The organism is uncultured Winogradskyella sp., assembly GCF_947495255.1.
Taxonomy (GTDB): Bacteria; Bacteroidota; Bacteroidia; order Flavobacteriales; family Flavobacteriaceae; genus Winogradskyella.
In genome coordinates this window covers 365,425-382,855 of the sequence record NZ_CANLYI010000001.1, presented here as the reverse complement: position 1 = coordinate 382,855, position 17,431 = coordinate 365,425, and the positions used below count along the sequence as shown (strand labels likewise).

The following is a 17,431-nucleotide window of genomic DNA, read 5'->3' as shown; positions in this document are numbered from 1 at the left end:
ATTTAAGGCTACTTCTTAAAAACCGCCTTCTTCATAAATTGCCACTTAAAACGTAAGCCTATTTCAGTGAACGTAAAACCAGATGCTGTTGCAGATGCAATATTACTTCGTGTTCCATAAACGTTTAATAAACTGCGCTCCGAGAATTTGTAACCAAAGGCACCTTGTATTCTGTAAGCTGTTATTTTAGGATCATCCTCAATATATTGATAACCAAAAGCAGCAGTAGCATTGTAAAACCATTCTTTAGGTTTTGCTGTGGCTTCATCTTTAATAAGATTTACAAATACTTCATAAGCATTAAATTTTTCTGGGCTAAAATAAACTGTTGGTAATTGGTCTGCAAACGTAATATATTGGTAATTAAAACCAACTTTAACCGAAGGTTTTGGTAATAAATTATAATACAACGAAGTAAATAATAAATTTCTACTATTGCCATCGTTTTGAGATGTATGCATTAACTGTGTAAACCAACCCAAATTAAAGTTGGTGCCTAAGTTGTAGTTTGCATAATAATTGTTTTGTACCAATTCTCGGTCTAATAAATCGGCATTAAAACTTTCTATTTGCCTTTTGTAACCAATATCTAATGTTTGTAGTTTAAAGGATTTAATATTAAAAGAAATATCTGTTAAGAGTTGAGTGTAATCTTCTGTTTCTGCCTTCGCAGAGACCATACCTGCAGTTCCATTAAAAGTAATGCTAGGTATAAACTTATAAGATAAACCTAACGAAAGATTGTTAGACGTTGCGCTATTGTCTGTTATGGTATTATTTGTTGTTCTGTAATTATAGTCTCCTAATAATGCGAACTTAGTAGATAACGGAAATATTACATTGTTATTAGAAGCGAATGCTTTATTATCTCCATTATCAAAAGTATGTGATGCTTTAGACTCTAAAGTAGGAGCGAAGCTATTATTTAGTTGGTTAATAAAGTTTGTAGCATCTTTTTGTTGGTCGTAAAACTTTAATGTGTTTTCTGCTGAGGTATAAGCTTCATCAGTATAACCTAATGCTTTTAGTACATTCGCTTTTCCGAGGTTACCATCAAAAGAAGTACTATCGTTTACTAATATTTGGTTGTAATCGGTTAAACTCTTTTTAAAATTACTTTTGTATATATTTAAAGTAGCACGTAATGTTAAGACCCAGTTTTTGTTTGGGTTTTCAGTAACCAAAGTATCAATTAAGTTTTTCGCATCTTTAAATTTTTTGTTCCAGATTAGTGCTTGTGCATAACGCTCAGTTGTTTGTTTAGTGATGTTTTTGTCTGTGTTTTCATTTATGCTATTAAAAGCTTCTGTACTTATACTAAGCGCTTTCTTTTCTTTACCATTAAGATGTTCAACTAATGCTAATCCGTTTAGTGCAATAATTTTATGCTCTGGTTGTTCAGCTAATCTATTGTACATGGTTTTTGCACTGTCTAGTTTATTCCAAATTAAATAAAGATTTGCTAAGTTTAATAACGTGTCTTTATCGTCACCATATAACTCAAGGTTTTTGGTTAATAAAACTTCAGCTTTATCATAATTTTGTGCTTGTTGATTTTGGTAGGCATAACCTAAATAGATATACTTTTTAGAGACCATGGCATTTGGATTGCCTGGAGAGACGTCTAAGGCCTTGTTCACCATTGCTAATGCATCTTCATATTCTTTTAAATTAGAAAGTGTATTTGCATAACCCAATAGTGCAGCAAAACTTTTTGGGTCTTCTGTAACTAAACCATTATAGTAAACTTTAGCATCTGTAAAATTGTTGTTCCATAACAATGATTCTCCGTAATTTAGTTTTACTTCAAAATCATTAGGATAATCAGCTAATAGATTAGTAAATAATTCATTTGCTTTAGGGGCCTTTCCGTTAAGACCAATAGCACGTCCATAACATAAACGTGCAGTTTTATTGTCTGGATAGTCCTTTAATATACCATCGAAGAATGTTTCTGCTTCAGCATATTTTCCAGTTTCTAAATAAGTAAAACCTTCTTTCATATCTTGAGCAAAAATGAATTGAACGACAAATAAGGCAAGTAAGAATAATAACTTTTTATAAGACATAATATATTTAATTAATTACAAGTGCAAGGTAGCCAATCGTCTTGGATGGTTAATCTGTAGTAACTTACCACTGGACTATACAAACTGCCCTTTCGTACTTGGGGAAAAGTTCTGGACTCTTATATTATTAAATATCTCTATCTGTAATGAATTGCTATCTGACCAAGTTGACCAACAATTTTCACGGAATCCTTCATGGATAATTTAGAACCATCAGCATGAATCCATCTCTTTAATGGTTGCTCGCAGATATATGAAATAGCTTTTTTCTTTCCGTAGTGTTTTCGCATTCTAATAAAGATTTCAACATCAAAAATCCAGCGTGTAATAAATTTATCTTTAAACATAAGGTTAACGATGTCCTTATCCATAATTTTCGCACCACATTGTGTATCATTAAAAGGCATACCTAGTATGGTTCTAATTATAAGATTGATAGTTTTACTTATAATTTTACGAGCAGATTCTTTAGTAATATCAGCACCCATTCTACTCATTCTAGAACCACTAACGATTTTAAAATCTGAATGTTCAATAGTTTTTACTAAATCATCAAAATCTTTAAAATCTGTAGATAAATCGGCATCTAAATAGCCAATGTAATCTAATTGTGGGTCTTTGGCTAAATGTAGAACACCTTGTCTTACTGCTTCGGCTTTTCCACCATTTTGTTCACAGTCGTAAACAATAATATTATTTTCTCTTCCTTTTTTTAATGAATTTAAAACCTCTAAAGTTTTATCTGTACTACCATCATTTACAAAGCATAATAAGTAACCTAAGTTACTATCAATAAAGTCTAAGAATTCTTTACTAGAGAGTCTGTCTTGTTCGTTATAACAAGGAATAACAACACCAACACAACGTTCTTGAAGCATTTGGTCTTTTGTTATTTTATTTTGTACTTTATTGGTCTTTATACCAAATATTCTATTAATTCTTACAGTAACCTCGTTGAGAGAAACGGGTTTTTTCATGTAATCATCAATACCTAAATCAAATCCATCGATTACAGTATCCTCATTAGTATTACCTGATAGTACTAAAATTTTAGTGTCAGATTTTTTTTCGATTCTAATTGTCTTTACAACCTCTAATCCAGACATGCCATCCATATTAATATCCACGATAACAATGTCTGGCTTAAAAGAGTCAAATAGAATGAGCCCTTCTTCTCCAGATTGCGCACATTTTATTTCAAAGCCTAAATCGCTTAGGTGTTTTTCTAATGATAACAATATTAATTGTTGATCATCAATAGCTAGTATTTTAATCATCTTAAGTAGGTTTTTTTAGGGTTACTTTTTGAGGTAAATGGTTGTGATTGAATTGATTTATGCGGTAAATGTAGGATATTTTTGAAAGAAAACTATGGTTAATACGATATTTTTACCGATTAAATGCTATATTTGTCTGTTTATCTGTAGGAAAATTACTTTTTGGCTATTTGTTTAAATAATGTTAAAAACGAGTTGAGTCCTATAGTTATATGGAATTTATAATAAAACGACACCATTATTACATTCGTCTAAAGCAAAGCGTAGCTGAACGAAATTTAATCTCCCTCCATTGATTCTTAATAGATATTTGTACAAGAAACCAAAGTAATATTTATATTAAACCCTAGATTATGTCATTTAAAATTAAAGAAAGTAATAGAGTAATTTCTACCTCTATAACAAAGCAATTTAAAGGTCACATAGGTTTCTTATTAATACATAATAATGCTGTAGGAGCATCATTAAAAAATTTAACTCATTAAGAAAGTTATGCAAATTTTAGCAATTTTAAAATCTAAAAAAATTACACCAGAGCAACTCTTTATGTTGAGTGTATTAGCAGTAAATGGTGGTAATTATTTATATAACTTAATTCTTGGTCGTGTTTTAGGACCAGCACAATTTGCAGATGCTGCTGTATTAATTACTTTTTTATTGGTATTGAGCTTTGCAGCAATGACATTTCAATTAGTAACAGCAAAATTCTCAGTGCTTTTTGAAAATGAAATTTTTGAAAGTTTCGTTTCTAAAATTTATAAAAATTCACTTACGGTTGGTGTAATAATGGGATTACTTATCATAGTATTCGCTGGTCAATTACAAAGTTTATTTAATACATCATCTTCAAATATGTTTGTTGTATTTGGTTTTGGTGTTCCGTTATACTTCTTAATGAGTGTAAATCGTGGCGTTTATCAAGGAAAAAAAGCATTTAAGTCATTGTCTATTACCTATCAAAGTGAAATGTTAAGTCGTTTGATTATTACCTTAGGACTTATTTTGATTTTCAATATTCAATCGTCTGTAGTAATTGCGGTTGGTATATTAGCTTCATTTGTATTTGGATTATTTCCATTTAAATTTCCTAAAATCATCTCAAAGAAAGCTTTAGTTTTAAGTGAAACGCATTCTAAAGAAATTAAAAGCTTCTTTGTAATCACAGCTTTTTATGAGTTAACACAAATTATAATTAATAATAGTGATATACTTTTAGTAAAACATTATTTTGAGTCTTATGAAGCTGGTTTATACGCCTCTTTAGCGCTAATAGGACGAATAGTGTACTTTATAGCTTGGATGTTTGTGATGTTGTTATTACCAACTGTAGTACAACTTAAAAAAGAAGGTAAAGAAACAGCACCTACACTTTTTAAGTATGTTGGTTATATTGCTGCAATATCAATTACTATTATAATCGGTTGTTTAAGTTTCCCAGAAACCATAATCACATTATTATTTGGAGATAGCTATATTGCTATGGCTCCATTATTATGGAAATATGCCATTGCAACATCTATGTTTGCTATTTCAAATATTTTCGCTTATTACTACTTGTCTATAGATAAATATATTCCTGTTGTTATTTCTGGTGTATTTGGTATGCTACAAATGGGATTAGTTATTTTCTATCACGACAGTTTAGAACAAGTTGTGCATATGCAAATAATAGCCATGTTATTATTGTTAGCTATTCAATTAGCCTTCTTTAAATACGATCAAATAAAAACTAAAAATGACTTAGCATAATTTAAACGGTCCTTAATCTACAGATATGGTTGCCTTTTCTAACGGTGACGGTTTAAAACAGAATAAAATTACAAATTCGACATATAATCAATAAATCACAAATCATGAAATTAGCAATCGTAACAGCATATCCACCAAGTAAAGTTACTTTAAATGAATACGCATATCATTTAGTTAAGCAGTTTAGAAAAAATGAAAAAGTAACAGAACTTATTTTATTAACCGATAAAACAGAAGGAGCAAAGGATATTGAGTTTAATGAAGCTGACTGTAAAATTACAGTTAAAGAATGCTGGTCTTTTAATAGTTATAAAAACATAGTATCAGTAACAAAAGCTATCAACCAAACTAAGCCAGATTCAGTATTATTCAATCTACAGTTTATGAAATTTGGAGACAAGAAAATTGCTGCCGCTTTAGGTTTAATGTTACCTCTTGTTTGTAAATTAAAAAAGATTCCGAATATCGTTTTACTTCACAATATTCTTGAAGAAGTAGATTTAGGAAGTGCTGGTTTTACGTCTAATAAATTAATGCAAAAAATTTATGGATTTATTGGTACAACCTTAACAAAACTAATTTTACAAGCAGATACAGTAGCCGTTACCATGCAAAAATATGTAGATATTTTACAAGATAAATATGGTGCTAAAAATGTAAAATTGATTCCACATGGTACATTTGAAATTCCTGCGGAACCAGATTATAAATTGCCAGAAGGTCCGTTACAAGTCATGACTTTTGGGAAATTTGGAACCTACAAAAAAGTAGAAGGAATGATTGAAGCTGTTGAGTTAGTGAGAGCATCAACAGGGTTAAATTTAGAAGTGGTAGTTGCAGGAACTGATAACCCAAATGTGCCAGGCTATTTAGCAAAAGTACAAGAGGATTACAAGCATGTACCACAAGTAAGATTTACAGGTTATGTTGAGGAATATGAAGTACCTATTTTATTTAATGAAAGTGCAGTGGTTGTTTTTCCTTATACATCTACAACAGGTAGTTCAGGAGTTTTACACCAAGCCGGAAGTTATGGTAAAGCTGTAATTATGCCAGATTTAGGAGATTTAGCTTTATTAGTGCAAGACGAAGGTTATAGAGGTGAATTTTTTGAGCCTACAAGTGTTGAAAGCTTAGCGAAAGCTATTGAAGCTATTGTGACTAATGATGCCTATAGATTAGAATTAGCAAAAACAAATTATAAAGCAGCTACAGCACACCCAATGTCTCAAATTGCTAATTTATATTTAGAAACTTTCAATACTATTATCGAAAAGAAATCGACTAGAATAGCTACAGCTTCCGCATAACAAAATAAATATTAAGTTAAACACATAAGTTTTGTTGCTATAGGTTACAAATATTACTGTTTAAAATTATATATCATCCAAGAACGTAATTGTAAATTATAAACTGCAATTTGTTCCTGGATTTTTTTTGTATCAATTTTTTATGGTAAATATCATTCAGAGCGATAGCGAAGAATCTCAAATTATATAAGATTCTTAGGTTATGCTTCTCTCTGAATGATAGTTCGTTACTTTATCTAAAATAGATAAATCGACACTTTTCTTCCATTCGGCTACAGTAAAAGTTGTCCCATCGAAGTTTTAAAAATAGAGCCCTATAATAGCCCAAATTTGCAATGTAATTAATTAAAACATTTATAAATCCATTATTATGAAACTTGCAATTGTAACAGCATATCCACCAAGCAAAGTCACTTTAAATGAGTATGCTTATCATTTAGTAAAACAGTTTAGACAAAAAGAAGATGTAACAGAACTTATTTTATTAATTGATAGAACTGAAGGAGAAAAGGATATTGAATTTAAAGAATTTGGTTGTAAAGTTACCGTAAAAGAATGTTGGTCTTTTAATAGCTACAAAAACTTGTTTTCAGTGACTAAGGCTATTAGCAATACTCAACCAGATGCTGTGTTATTCAACTTGCAGTTTATGAAGTTTGGAGATAAGAAAATTGCAGCAGCTTTAGGTTTAATGTTACCGTTGGTTTGTAAATTAAAGAAGATTCCTAACATTGTATTATTACATAACATCCTTGAAGAAGTTGATTTAGGAAGCGCAGGATTTACGTCTAATAAAGTAATGCAGAAAATCTATGGGTTTATAGGGACCAGTTTAACTAAGCTTATTTTAAAAGCTGATGTAGTTGCTGTAACCATGCAGAAATATGTTGATATTTTAGAATATAAATACCTTTCACCTAATGTGAAATTAATACCTCACGGAACATTTGAAATTCCTAATGAACCGGATTATATGCTTCCAGCTGGACCATTACAAGTCATGACTTTCGGAAAGTTTGGAACCTACAAAAAAGTAGAAGGAATGATTGAGGCTGTTGAGCTTGTAAGGAATAGAACTAACTTAGAATTAGAGGTTGTTATTGCAGGAACAGATAACCCAAATGTGCCTGGTTATTTAGCTAAAGTACAAGAGGATTATAAACATGTACCTAATGTAAGATTTACGGGTTATGTTGAAGAGCATGAAGTGCCAAAACTATTTAATGAAAGTGCTGTGGTAGTTTTTCCTTACACATCTACAACCGGAAGTTCAGGAGTTTTGCACCAAGCCGGAAGTTACGGAAAAGCAGTAGTAATGCCAGATTTAGGAGATTTAGCACTTTTAATTCAAGATGAAGGTTATAAAGGTGAGTTTTTTGAGCCTACTAGTGTTGAAAGTTTAGCGTATGCTATCGAAGCAATTGTTACAAATGAAACTTATAGATTACATCTTGCGAAGTCTAATTACAAAGCAGCAACAGCACACCCAATGTCACAAATTGCTGATATGTATTTAGAACAATTTCAAAAAATTATTAACAATAAAACAAGTCGTGCAGCTGTATTCTCAGCATGATAAAAACATTAATTAAACAGTAGTAATCTGCCTATTCAGATTGAACCTACACTACTGTTTAGTTATATAATCGAAAACAACTTTTTTTGCCCTAATTAATTACAATACCTACTAAGAATTAGAATACCCTAAATTCTAGCTATAATTAATAAGAATGCAGAGCTGGAGAATCTTTTGGAAATAAGGTTAGGCAGAAATAAGAAAGATTCTTCACTGTGTTCTTAATAATAAAAACATAATTATAAATAAACGAAATTGAATTACCCTTTTTACCCCAAATAATTACAATACCTACTAAGAATTAGAATACCCTAAATTCTAATTAAAATTAATAAGCATGCAGAACTGGAGAATCTTTTAGAAATAAGGTTAGGCAGAAATAAGAAAGATTCTTCACTGTGTTCTTAATAATAAAAGCATAATTATAAATAAACGAAATTGAATTACCCTTTTTACCCCAAATAATTACAATACCTGCTAAGAATTAGAATCCCCTAAATTTTAATTACAATTGATAAGAATACAGAGTTGGAGAATCTTTTAGAAATAAGGTTAGGCGGAAATAAGAAAGATTCTTCACTGTGTTCTAATTGAAATTTTATTCTGAAAAATATCTAATTATTCTCATTGAGAACTAAGAATGACTAAAATATCTTAAGTGTAAAATAATCATTTAGTGTCGAGGTTCTTTGCCTTGCAATCTATATAGCATAATTACTTTTAATGTTATAAAAACATTAATTAGAAATATATTTAAATGCATCTTTTTTTGTCCCATTTTTATCAATAAACCCAAAACGTTTTTGGGTATTACGACGCCAAGGACGACTACCTACAACATCTGTTGGCACATCAGTAAAATCATATAATGTCCAAGACATAAATTGCAAATTATTAGCTGCAATTTGTTCTTGGATTTTTTTATGGTAGTTCGCTTGGTCTTCATCAGATGAGCCAAAAGGTTTCCAAAAACCAGAATAAGAAGACAATCCAAATTCCTGAAGTACTAAAGGTTTATTTGGTATTTTGGTTTTCATGGTTTTTATGGCATCGTCTAATTTTTCTAAATCTTCATAATAATGAAACGATACAAAATCTACCTTATCTTTTAAAATCGAAGCACTTTGCGTGTTAGACCATCCAATGGTAACAGGATGCACATTGTCTACTGATTTCACTAAATCAATCATATTATCTAACCAAGCAATCACAACGGCTTTTTGTCTAGATTCAAAATCTAAATTCGGTTCGTTTTTAATATCCCAAGCTAAGAGTGCGTTATGGTCTTTTACAGCTGTAACGATGGCTTCTGCGTGACGTTGATTTAACGTCCAACTCATTACTGAATAATCGCCGTAAAAATCAAATAACGTTAAAACAACTTTTAAATTATGAGCATCTGCTGCATCTAAAGTCTGTTTAAGCTTCTCTAGTTTTTTAGGATTTACATGTTCTTTTCCAAAGTCTTCATATTGCACAAACAGTCGTACCGAATTTAAACCGGCATCTTTAATAATTTTAAAGTCTTTAGAAATGGTATCTACGGAAAATTCATCTCCAAACATATTCCAAGGATTGGCTTGTGGATAGTAGTTAATGCCTTTTATATTTAAATTGTCTACTGAAATTGGTTCGGTCTTATTATCATAAATATTAGCGTCTTCCTTAACCATATGCCTAATACGCCAAAACCCATCTTCTAATAAAAATACAATTTTGTAGTTGGATGTTTCTGTTGTTTCTAAAACTAATTTTTCAGCTTTAAAAACACGTTTGTATTCTATAACATTTCGGTCTGTAATAACAGCTAACTGTCCATCTTGACTAAAAAACTCTAAAGTAGGATTGTGCTTAAGTGTGGTTGCTTCAATAGTTATATTTTCAGCTTTATTTAATTCAATAAAACTATATAAATTTTCTCTAGCACTGTCGGTGTAGTAATCTTTAATACCTGCGGTTTTATTGGTGTTATATGCAATTTGTTTTACATACCAAGCATCTAAATAATCGCTTTGTAAAGCGTTTAAAGTTTGGTTATCCATTGGTCGGCCTTCGTTTTTTAAAGGTTCCCAACTAACTTTTGGTAAATATTGTTCTACTTTCTGAATTTCGGTGTGCAACATGGTGCTTCGGTCTGCACCTGTATTTAGATAACTAAATAATGCGCTTACACCAGAAATGATTAGGGCTACAATCATAATATATGAGGCAATTAATATGGTACGCGTTATGTTTTTGCTAAGACCTACCATAGTTTTTTTGTTTTAAATTCTTTTGATATTCCGGCAGTTTCAATGGTGAAATCATAGTTGCCATGGTTGTAAATAGCGGACTTTAATTTGAAATTAACATAACCATTAAATGAGGTTTTGGTTAATGTTTCAATACGCGAATTATTTTTGTAAATATGAAGTTTTACATGCAATCCATCCGGAATCATTTGTTGCATAAAGCTTTGTAATGGTCCAACGGTTATCAACCTGTTTTTTTCAGAAAAAACAACATCAAAATCTTTAATAACTTGTTTGTAATCCACTGAAATACTATTACTCTCAGACATGCCATCTACATAGGCTTTAACGTTCCAATTATCTTCATAATCTGGATGAATCATTTTTGAAGTTGCAATGCCATCAATAGTTGTACCAGTGGTTTTTAAAATATTTTGGTTTTTGTTTTTTATAAAAAACGTCACAAAAGTGCCATCACTGACTACATTGTTTTGTTTGTCTTTTATAATTGAAGTGGTAAATGTGGTTATTTGATTTCCATCTGCATAATCATGTGGTCTGGTTGCAGAAATTTTGAAATCTGTAGGGATTGCAGGCATGACATTAATGGTGAATTCTTTAGAATTAATACCAATACTTTCAGATGAGACTAGCATGCGTCCACTTTCTTTTTTAGAATACATATTCCTCCATGAAATTAAATTCTTCGTATAAATGTCATTTGTTTCTTCTGAAGCTAAAAATTGATGTTTTGCTTTTACCAAAGTATTAGTTGGTACAGGATTGTCTAATGAATCTGTTGGAATTACAACTAACATGGTGTAATCTGTTTCGCCAGCTTCAATACTTGGTGGACCAATATAGGTTTCTAACGTTGCCACTTCTGCTTTTGGGTTGATGTTTAATTGACCTGAAAGCGGATTGGTTGCATTCAACAATTTCCAATTTACGACACCTATTTTTTTTGTAATGTTTTCAGGAATATAAAATTCTAGAATATTGTTTTTTAATGTTGAAGAAATTACGGTAGAACCATAACTGTTAGAGCAATATAATAAAGGTTGTTCCTCTTTAGAAGCCGAAAATTTTAAAACAATGCTACTGCCAACTTCAAACTCAGTTTGTGTGCTTAGTAATTCAATTTTAATTAGCGTTTCATTTTGTTGAACAACAGCAAATGATGATAATAAAATCAAAGCTAGAATAAACAAATATGTGCGTTTTAATATCATTAATTAGGACTTCCGATATACGTGTTAATTTCTATTTTAATATAACTAAAATCAGGATGGTCAATGGGTTGTAATTGCGCATTGGTATGATTTAATATTCTATTTGGTACTATTTTATCTGAAATGTCTTCATTAGGCAAGCCGTTAACAAAAATATTTTTCATGCTACCGTTAATGATTTTCACTTTGCCATCTTTTAATATAGTATATTCAAAATCTTGCTTACGTTGTTGTCTTACGCCTGCTTTTACAAATAAATGGTCTACCCAAACCATGTTTTTGTTTTCGTCGTAATACGTTATTAATAGTTGAGGTATGGTTATTTCCTGGATGCCACTATTAAAAAGATTGCCATTCATGGTTTCTTTATTAATATTGATATCGCTTAAAACTACGTTTTTATACAAATCAGAACCAGAGACATTTCCTGCTACCTGTAAGTTAAATTTAGTGGGTTGTTCTTCAAATTCTATAGGTGTAAATTCATCTGGATTAAACGTATCTGGAATAGAATCTTGGGTTCTAGACCATGCAATGCCTTCAAAGTTAATTCGGAAACTACTAGATTCTTTAGGCATCAATTTGTGCTTCACATGATACTTAGCATTATATGTTGCGAGTTCCTTATTGTCATCGTTATATAGTGTTCCTTTTAAAATAACATCTGCAGGTACATTATCTATATTTTGCACTTCACCAATAATAGCATAGCTACCATCATATTGCACCAATTTTGCTGAAACGACCTCTAAAACGGGTTGTTTTAAAATGTCTTCGTGATGAGTTTGTTCGGTAGTAATACGTCGTCTTCCTTGGTTAAAATACTGTGTTGTATTGTCTGAATATAATTGGTCTGGCGGCAAATCGTTTTTTAAATCGTCTGGGTGTAAATACCATTTCCCTTTACGTTTGGATAACGTTTTATAGTCAACTTTTTCAATTTTTTCTAAAGGTGTAATCCATTGGCTTATCACTTTTGCAGAGACCGTACTATCGTTATGTTTTGTAATTTCGGTTTCTATGGCATCCATTTTAGCATAGCTACTTAAGAGTCCATCTGTCACAGAAATTTCTAACATGTATTGCGCAATAGGAATAGTATTGTTTGGGTCGATTAAACTATGTGCTTTTTCAAACTCTTTAAAATCTAGAGCATCATAATACGCAATTATTGCATTTTCTGGACTACGTTGTGAGTCGTTTTTTAAATAGAATAAATAAATACCATAAAACACAATGATGGCTAAAATTAGCGACCAGATGTGTGTGATTCGTAATACCGTTTTATTAAATTTTTTATAGGAAACAGAAAAGTTTAAAAAGTCTGGAAGTGGTTTAATGCGTGTTTTCAGCATGTTAACCCAAAGCATTTGTATGTTTAAAATAAACGCAATCAGAACGGTTAAAAATGGCACAATTCCCCAATGAATCTTTAGCCATTTAGCAACATCTTCTTTAGGTAAAATGGATGAAACAGGTGGAATATTGAGACGTTCCCAAACCATAATGCCGTTTTCTAATTGTCGCAAACGTTGCCAACCACAGAAGTAGAGGATAGGGTCGTAAAACTTGTCGTTAGAAAAAATGTATTTGAGGTTGTATTTTTCTGGTGTGGTTAAAAATTGCTGAAGTGAACCAATACCTGCAACACCTTTAAATTTAGAATTTTCTAATCGCTCAATTGGTCGTGTAGTTAATTCTGGTAATCGCCTTGCAGAATGGTAATTTCCATCTACAGTCATAGCATTGGTTTGAGCACTCAACCAAGCCATTTGGTCACCAAAACCTAAAGTTAAAAATCGCCATTTATCGTGGTCATCTTGATTTAAGAAATTCACAATAGGCAACATCTTTATTTTCTGTGGTTGCGATGGTCTAAAGTAGTTTAAACTCATGGTAAATACGACCATAAATACCATTAAGCCAGCTAAAATGCCGCCAATAATTCTGTGGTAAACTGCTCCAAACTTCTCTTGGATTAATTCTTTTAAATCGCCTTCCACAAAACGATAGGCAAATTCTCCCATTAACGGAATGGATAAGATAGAAGCCCAAAGCGTAAAACGGTCTAGCGTTAGAATGTTGAATGCGGTTTCACCTAACATTTTTAATGGAATAGAGGTTGTGCCTCCTGTTCCTAAAATGGTGCAAATAGTAACCGATAAACCAAAAAACAAGTAACGTTTGCTATAGTATCTGTAAAATATATATGGTAGCAATACCAATAAGATTCCCCAAGGAATAAGAAAGAAAACTAATCCGGAAGATGTGATTTCTAAAAAATTATCTCTAGAACCATGTGGAATTGGAACCTGAGTAATTGGGTTGGCTTTAGAGTTTAACCAATAGGGAAAAATGCAACCTATAATTAAAACTAGAGATAACATCCCAAAGCTCACAATACGTTTAAAGAGCTTGAAAAAAGTATTCAGAAATAGTTTAAAATTCACTTCATTCATTGAGTTCACCTGCTCTCTAGAAACATCCATAATTACCATACCTATTAAAGGAAAGATGAAAAAAACCATTCCAAAAATGGGTGTCACATGATGCGAAGTCACGGTCACAGCAATTAGAGATAATGAAGTTGCTAAATACCATTTCTTGCCTGTTTTTAACCAAAGATAGATTTCTGGTAAGGCATGCATTAATACTGAGACCCCAACAATGCTTGGTAATTGCCCAAAAATATGCAAGGTTTCTACAAATGATGATGAAAATACTGCTAATAGAGAGGCGTAGCCTGCAACGGTTTTATTGCCTGTCATTAATAAAGAGAAACGATACGTTCCTGTTATAAAAAGTACAATAGCTATTAGTGCAACGCTAAACATCCCAAACTTTAAGCCTCCAATCATAGAGAGTAGTCCTATAGATTGATGTACTAAAGGTGGATAACTCTGTACGGTAAAACCTGTGTACCACTCATAATTCCATGGTTCAAACCAACTATTAGCATAGTGGTCTGCAAAGAATAAATGGATTAAGGCATCGTAAGTCGTTTCCAAAGTAAAAAATATGGAACTACCATGAAATGCTAATCCTAAAAGCAGCGCAGATATTAAGTATTTATTTGAGGTTTCCTTCATTAAAAGCCTAAGCTATATTGATATGGTAAAGATATATAATTTAGATAGTGGTTCTATTTTTAATTGTCTATAGCAATCTACCATTCGTCTACACTAAAATATAGGTTCGGCTAAATTTAAATTTTAGAGCCTTCTTCTCAAGTACTTTTGACCTGTAAATAACGAACAAATACAATTATTATGAAAGTTTTAGCCATAGATGACCAACAATTAGTTTTACTTCCATTAGAGAAAAGATTATTAGAACTAGGTTACGAAGTAAAGATAGAAACTGATGCTTCTAAAGGATTAGAATTATATGAATCTTTTAGTCCAGATTTAGTTATTGTAGATATTAACATGCCTAGAGTGTCAGGATTAGAAGTGGTTAAGTATATCAGAAATACTAAAAATGATGAAACACCAATAATGATTCTTTCAGGTAATACTAAAGATGATACCATCACTCAAGCTTTTGAACTTGGTATTGATGATTATATGAAAAAGCCTTTAAGCTTAAACGAAATTAGTGCTCGTGTAAAACGCTTAATTGGTACGCCAGAAACTAAAAATATCATTACAAAAAGTGATGTAATGATTCAAGAACGTTGTGTTGGTGTTGTTATTCCATGTTATAATGAAGAAGAACGTTTGTTAAGTGATGAGTTCTTAACTTATATCGATAAGAATTCTGGTTACCATTTGTGTTTTGTAAATGACGGAAGTAAAGATAAAACCTTAGAAGTTTTAAAAGACTTACAAAAAGGAAGAGAAGATTTTATCACTGTATACGATTGTGAGAAGAATGGAGGAAAAGCTGAAGCGGTTCGTTTAGGAATGTTACACATGGCTAAAAAAGAAGACTTAGACTACATCGGTTTTTTAGATGCCGATTTATCTACAGACTTAGCAGATTTTGATGATTTAGTAAAAACTATTGAAACTTCAGATTTTAAAATAGTAAGTGGGTCGCGTATCTCTAGAATGGGAGCAAACATTACTAAAGAATCTGCACGAAAAATAATCAGTTTAACCATCAACTTTATTATCAGAAAGATTTTAAAAATGGATTTTAAAGACACGCAATGTGGTGCAAAAATTTTCCATAAAGATGTTATTGATATTGCCTTTGGCGAAAAGTTTGTAACGCAATGGATTTTTGATGTAGAAATCTTTAAAAGAATGAGTATCCACTTCGGGTTAAAGAAAGCAAAAGCCATGTTATGTGAGCAACCATTAAAAAGATGGATACATGCTGATGGATCTAAATTATCTATGAAAGATTCCGTAAAGATTGTTGGTCAATTAGGTCAAATAGCTTGGGTGTATAGAAATAAAAAACAAAACACAAAAGCAGCAGTTTCAAACAACTTAAAAGTAGCCTAATTACAACCTTTATTAAATCCCTAAATCATGAAAACCGGTATTATTATAATCTTTCACAATAACGAAAAAGAAATGGATATTGATTATTTCATTCATCAAATTAAACAGACTAGAAATTTAGAACTGTGCCTCGTAAATAATGATAGTAAAGATAATACCTATGATTTGTTAAGGGATGTAAAGGATGAATGTGATAATGTTTCGGTAGTTAATGTTAGAAAATTTAAGTCTGATATGTCTGCCGTAAAAGCAGGAGCAAGATTTATGTTTAACGAGTTTAATTTAAAGCATTTAGGTTATGTTTCTACCAACATGTTAAATATTAAATACCATGGTTTAAATGGCTTAATAGAGGTTATAACTGAAAACCAAGATGCTATTTTAAATTATAATATGAAGACTTTAAAAAAGAAGCAAACCTTATTTCAGAGCGTATTCTCACTACTCGATTATTTAAAAAAAATAAAAGAAAATAACATTTTCATCAAGCTTCAGTTTCAAACAAATCTTTAAAAGAAAAAAATTATGCAAGCATATCCGATAAAATTCGCACCTATACTAAAAGAGAAAATTTGGGGAGGAGAAAAACTTTCTGAGATTTTAAATAAAAAAACAGATTTAAAAAATGTTGGTGAAAGCTGGGAGATTTCTGGTGTTGAAGACAATATTTCTACAGTTGCAAATGGGCTTTATAAAGGTAAATCTTTAAATGATTTAATTAAACTTCATAAAAGTGAATTTTTAGGAAAACAGAATATTGATGTTTTCGGAGAAAATTTCCCATTATTAATTAAGTTTTTAGATGCTAAAACTAATTTATCTGTACAAGTGCACCCAGATGATGAAATGTCAAAAGCGAAGCACAATTCTTTTGGCAAAACTGAAATGTGGTATATAATGAATAGTGATGAAGATGCTGAAATTGTATTAGGCTTAAAAGATAATGATATAGATAAAAATGTATTAAGTGAAATTAATGCTTCTAACGTTGATGAAATTTTTAATACAGAAAAAGTAAAACAAGGCGATAGTTATTTTATTCCAGCAGGAAAAATCCATGCCATTGGTGCAGGTGTTTTAGCTGCAGAGATTCAACAAACAAGTGATATCACATATCGTGTTTATGATTGGGACAGAACTGATGCTGCTGGTGAGCAAAGAGAACTACATACAGTTTCTGCAATAGGAGCAACTAAATCTTTTCCTTCTAACGGAAAAAGTAATTATCAGTTAGAAGAAAACAAAACCAGTAATTTAGTCGATTGCGATTTTTTTACCACAAATATTTTTGAAGTTAAAGCAAATCAAAAAAGAGATTATAGCTATTTAGATTCTTTTGTCATATTTATGTGTGTTGAAGGGACTGCAGAAGTAACCGTTAATAATCTAACAGAGGTTGTAACTATGGGCGAAACTATTTTGGTTCCTGCAAATACAGATTCAGTTGAGTTTAATTCTCAAGGGTCAAAACTACTTGAGGTATTCATATAAACAAGATTAACAATAGTTGTAAATGGCTTTCTAAAAAATGTC

12 protein-coding genes are annotated in these 17,431 nt (G+C 31.2%); 7 read left to right on the top strand and 5 right to left on the bottom strand.

Annotation, left to right across the window (positions count from 1 at the left end):
* Window positions 1–8: 8 nt before the first annotated feature.
* Window positions 9–2,069 (bottom strand): tetratricopeptide repeat protein, encoded by a 2,061-nt coding sequence (locus Q0807_RS01610; protein ID WP_299105607.1) that lies wholly within the window; start codon window positions 2,067–2,069, stop codon window positions 9–11.
* A 137-nt stretch (window positions 2,070–2,206) separates the two neighbouring features.
* The gene (locus Q0807_RS01605) at window positions 2,207–3,343 is read right to left on the bottom strand and encodes a response regulator (protein WP_299106104.1); all 1,137 of its coding nucleotides are present in this window, start codon (window positions 3,341–3,343) and stop codon (window positions 2,207–2,209) included.
* Window positions 3,344–3,699: 356 nt separating this feature from the next.
* On the opposite strand from Q0807_RS01605, the gene Q0807_RS01600 reads away from it, so the two are divergent.
* The 4 genes from Q0807_RS01600 to Q0807_RS01585 all read left to right on the top strand — a co-directional run bounded on the left by Q0807_RS01600 (window position 3,700) and on the right by Q0807_RS01585 (window position 7,981).
* Complete coding sequence (locus Q0807_RS01600; protein WP_299105606.1) at window positions 3,700–3,831, top strand: hypothetical protein; 132 nt, start codon at window positions 3,700–3,702, stop codon at window positions 3,829–3,831.
* Window positions 3,832–3,838: 7 nt separating this feature from the next.
* The gene (locus Q0807_RS01595) at window positions 3,839–5,095 is read left to right on the top strand and encodes an oligosaccharide flippase family protein (RefSeq protein ID WP_299105604.1); all 1,257 of its coding nucleotides are present in this window, start codon (window positions 3,839–3,841) and stop codon (window positions 5,093–5,095) included.
* A 104-nt stretch (window positions 5,096–5,199) separates the two neighbouring features.
* Entirely contained in the window at window positions 5,200–6,405 is a 1,206-nt protein-coding gene (locus Q0807_RS01590; protein WP_299105602.1) for a glycosyltransferase, read from the top strand.
* 370 nt (window positions 6,406–6,775) lie between these two features.
* Complete coding sequence (locus Q0807_RS01585) at window positions 6,776–7,981, top strand: glycosyltransferase (RefSeq protein ID WP_299105600.1); 1,206 nt, start codon at window positions 6,776–6,778, stop codon at window positions 7,979–7,981.
* Window positions 7,982–8,718: 737 nt separating this feature from the next.
* Here Q0807_RS01585 and Q0807_RS01580 read toward each other — a convergent pair.
* The 3 genes from Q0807_RS01580 to Q0807_RS01570 are packed head-to-tail and all read right to left on the bottom strand — an operon-like array spanning window position 8,719 to window position 14,533.
* Window positions 8,719–10,233 (bottom strand): glycoside hydrolase family 2 TIM barrel-domain containing protein, encoded by a 1,515-nt coding sequence (locus Q0807_RS01580; protein ID WP_299105598.1) that lies wholly within the window; start codon window positions 10,231–10,233, stop codon window positions 8,719–8,721.
* The gene (locus Q0807_RS01575; protein WP_299105595.1) at window positions 10,227–11,444 is read right to left on the bottom strand and encodes a hypothetical protein; all 1,218 of its coding nucleotides are present in this window, start codon (window positions 11,442–11,444) and stop codon (window positions 10,227–10,229) included. The genes Q0807_RS01580 and Q0807_RS01575 overlap by 7 nt, the downstream gene beginning before the upstream one ends.
* Window positions 11,444–14,533: a hypothetical protein gene (locus Q0807_RS01570; protein WP_299105593.1), complete on the bottom strand. Its 3,090-nt coding sequence runs from the start codon at window positions 14,531–14,533 to the stop codon at window positions 11,444–11,446. The genes Q0807_RS01575 and Q0807_RS01570 overlap by 1 nt, the downstream gene beginning before the upstream one ends.
* Window positions 14,534–14,713: 180 nt before the next feature.
* Here Q0807_RS01570 and Q0807_RS01565 point away from each other — a divergent pair, with 180 nt between their 5' ends.
* From Q0807_RS01565 to Q0807_RS01555, 3 genes are read left to right on the top strand one after another with little or no spacing between them, the layout of a single operon-like run.
* The gene (locus tag Q0807_RS01565) at window positions 14,714–15,898 is read left to right on the top strand and encodes a response regulator (RefSeq protein WP_299105591.1); all 1,185 of its coding nucleotides are present in this window, start codon (window positions 14,714–14,716) and stop codon (window positions 15,896–15,898) included.
* Window positions 15,899–15,925: 27 nt separating this feature from the next.
* Window positions 15,926–16,411, top strand: coding sequence for a glycosyltransferase (locus Q0807_RS01560; protein ID WP_299105589.1), 486 nt, complete (start codon window positions 15,926–15,928; stop codon window positions 16,409–16,411).
* A 12-nt stretch (window positions 16,412–16,423) separates the two neighbouring features.
* Window positions 16,424–17,389 carry a type I phosphomannose isomerase catalytic subunit gene (locus tag Q0807_RS01555; RefSeq protein ID WP_299105587.1) on the top strand — a complete coding sequence of 322 codons (966 nt, stop codon included), beginning with the start codon at window positions 16,424–16,426 and terminating at the stop codon, window positions 17,387–17,389.
* Window positions 17,390–17,431 lie beyond the last annotated feature (42 nt).

Coding starts and splice junctions, on each gene's coding strand:
- Q0807_RS01580 (WP_299105598.1), bottom strand. CDS start 10,233: ATGGTAGGTCTTAGCAAAAACATAACGCGTACCATATTAATTGCCTCA.
- Q0807_RS01590 (WP_299105602.1), top strand. CDS start 5,200: ATGAAATTAGCAATCGTAACAGCATATCCACCAAGTAAAGTTACTTTA.
- Q0807_RS01600 (WP_299105606.1), top strand. CDS start 3,700: ATGTCATTTAAAATTAAAGAAAGTAATAGAGTAATTTCTACCTCTATA.
- Q0807_RS01575 (WP_299105595.1), bottom strand. CDS start 11,444: ATGATATTAAAACGCACATATTTGTTTATTCTAGCTTTGATTTTATTA.
- Q0807_RS01585 (WP_299105600.1), top strand. CDS start 6,776: ATGAAACTTGCAATTGTAACAGCATATCCACCAAGCAAAGTCACTTTA.
- Q0807_RS01610 (WP_299105607.1), bottom strand. CDS start 2,069: ATGTCTTATAAAAAGTTATTATTCTTACTTGCCTTATTTGTCGTTCAA.
- Q0807_RS01555 (WP_299105587.1), top strand. CDS start 16,424: ATGCAAGCATATCCGATAAAATTCGCACCTATACTAAAAGAGAAAATT.
- Q0807_RS01560 (WP_299105589.1), top strand. CDS start 15,926: ATGAAAACCGGTATTATTATAATCTTTCACAATAACGAAAAAGAAATG.
- Q0807_RS01565 (WP_299105591.1), top strand. CDS start 14,714: ATGAAAGTTTTAGCCATAGATGACCAACAATTAGTTTTACTTCCATTA.
- Q0807_RS01570 (WP_299105593.1), bottom strand. CDS start 14,533: ATGAAGGAAACCTCAAATAAATACTTAATATCTGCGCTGCTTTTAGGA.
- Q0807_RS01595 (WP_299105604.1), top strand. CDS start 3,839: ATGCAAATTTTAGCAATTTTAAAATCTAAAAAAATTACACCAGAGCAA.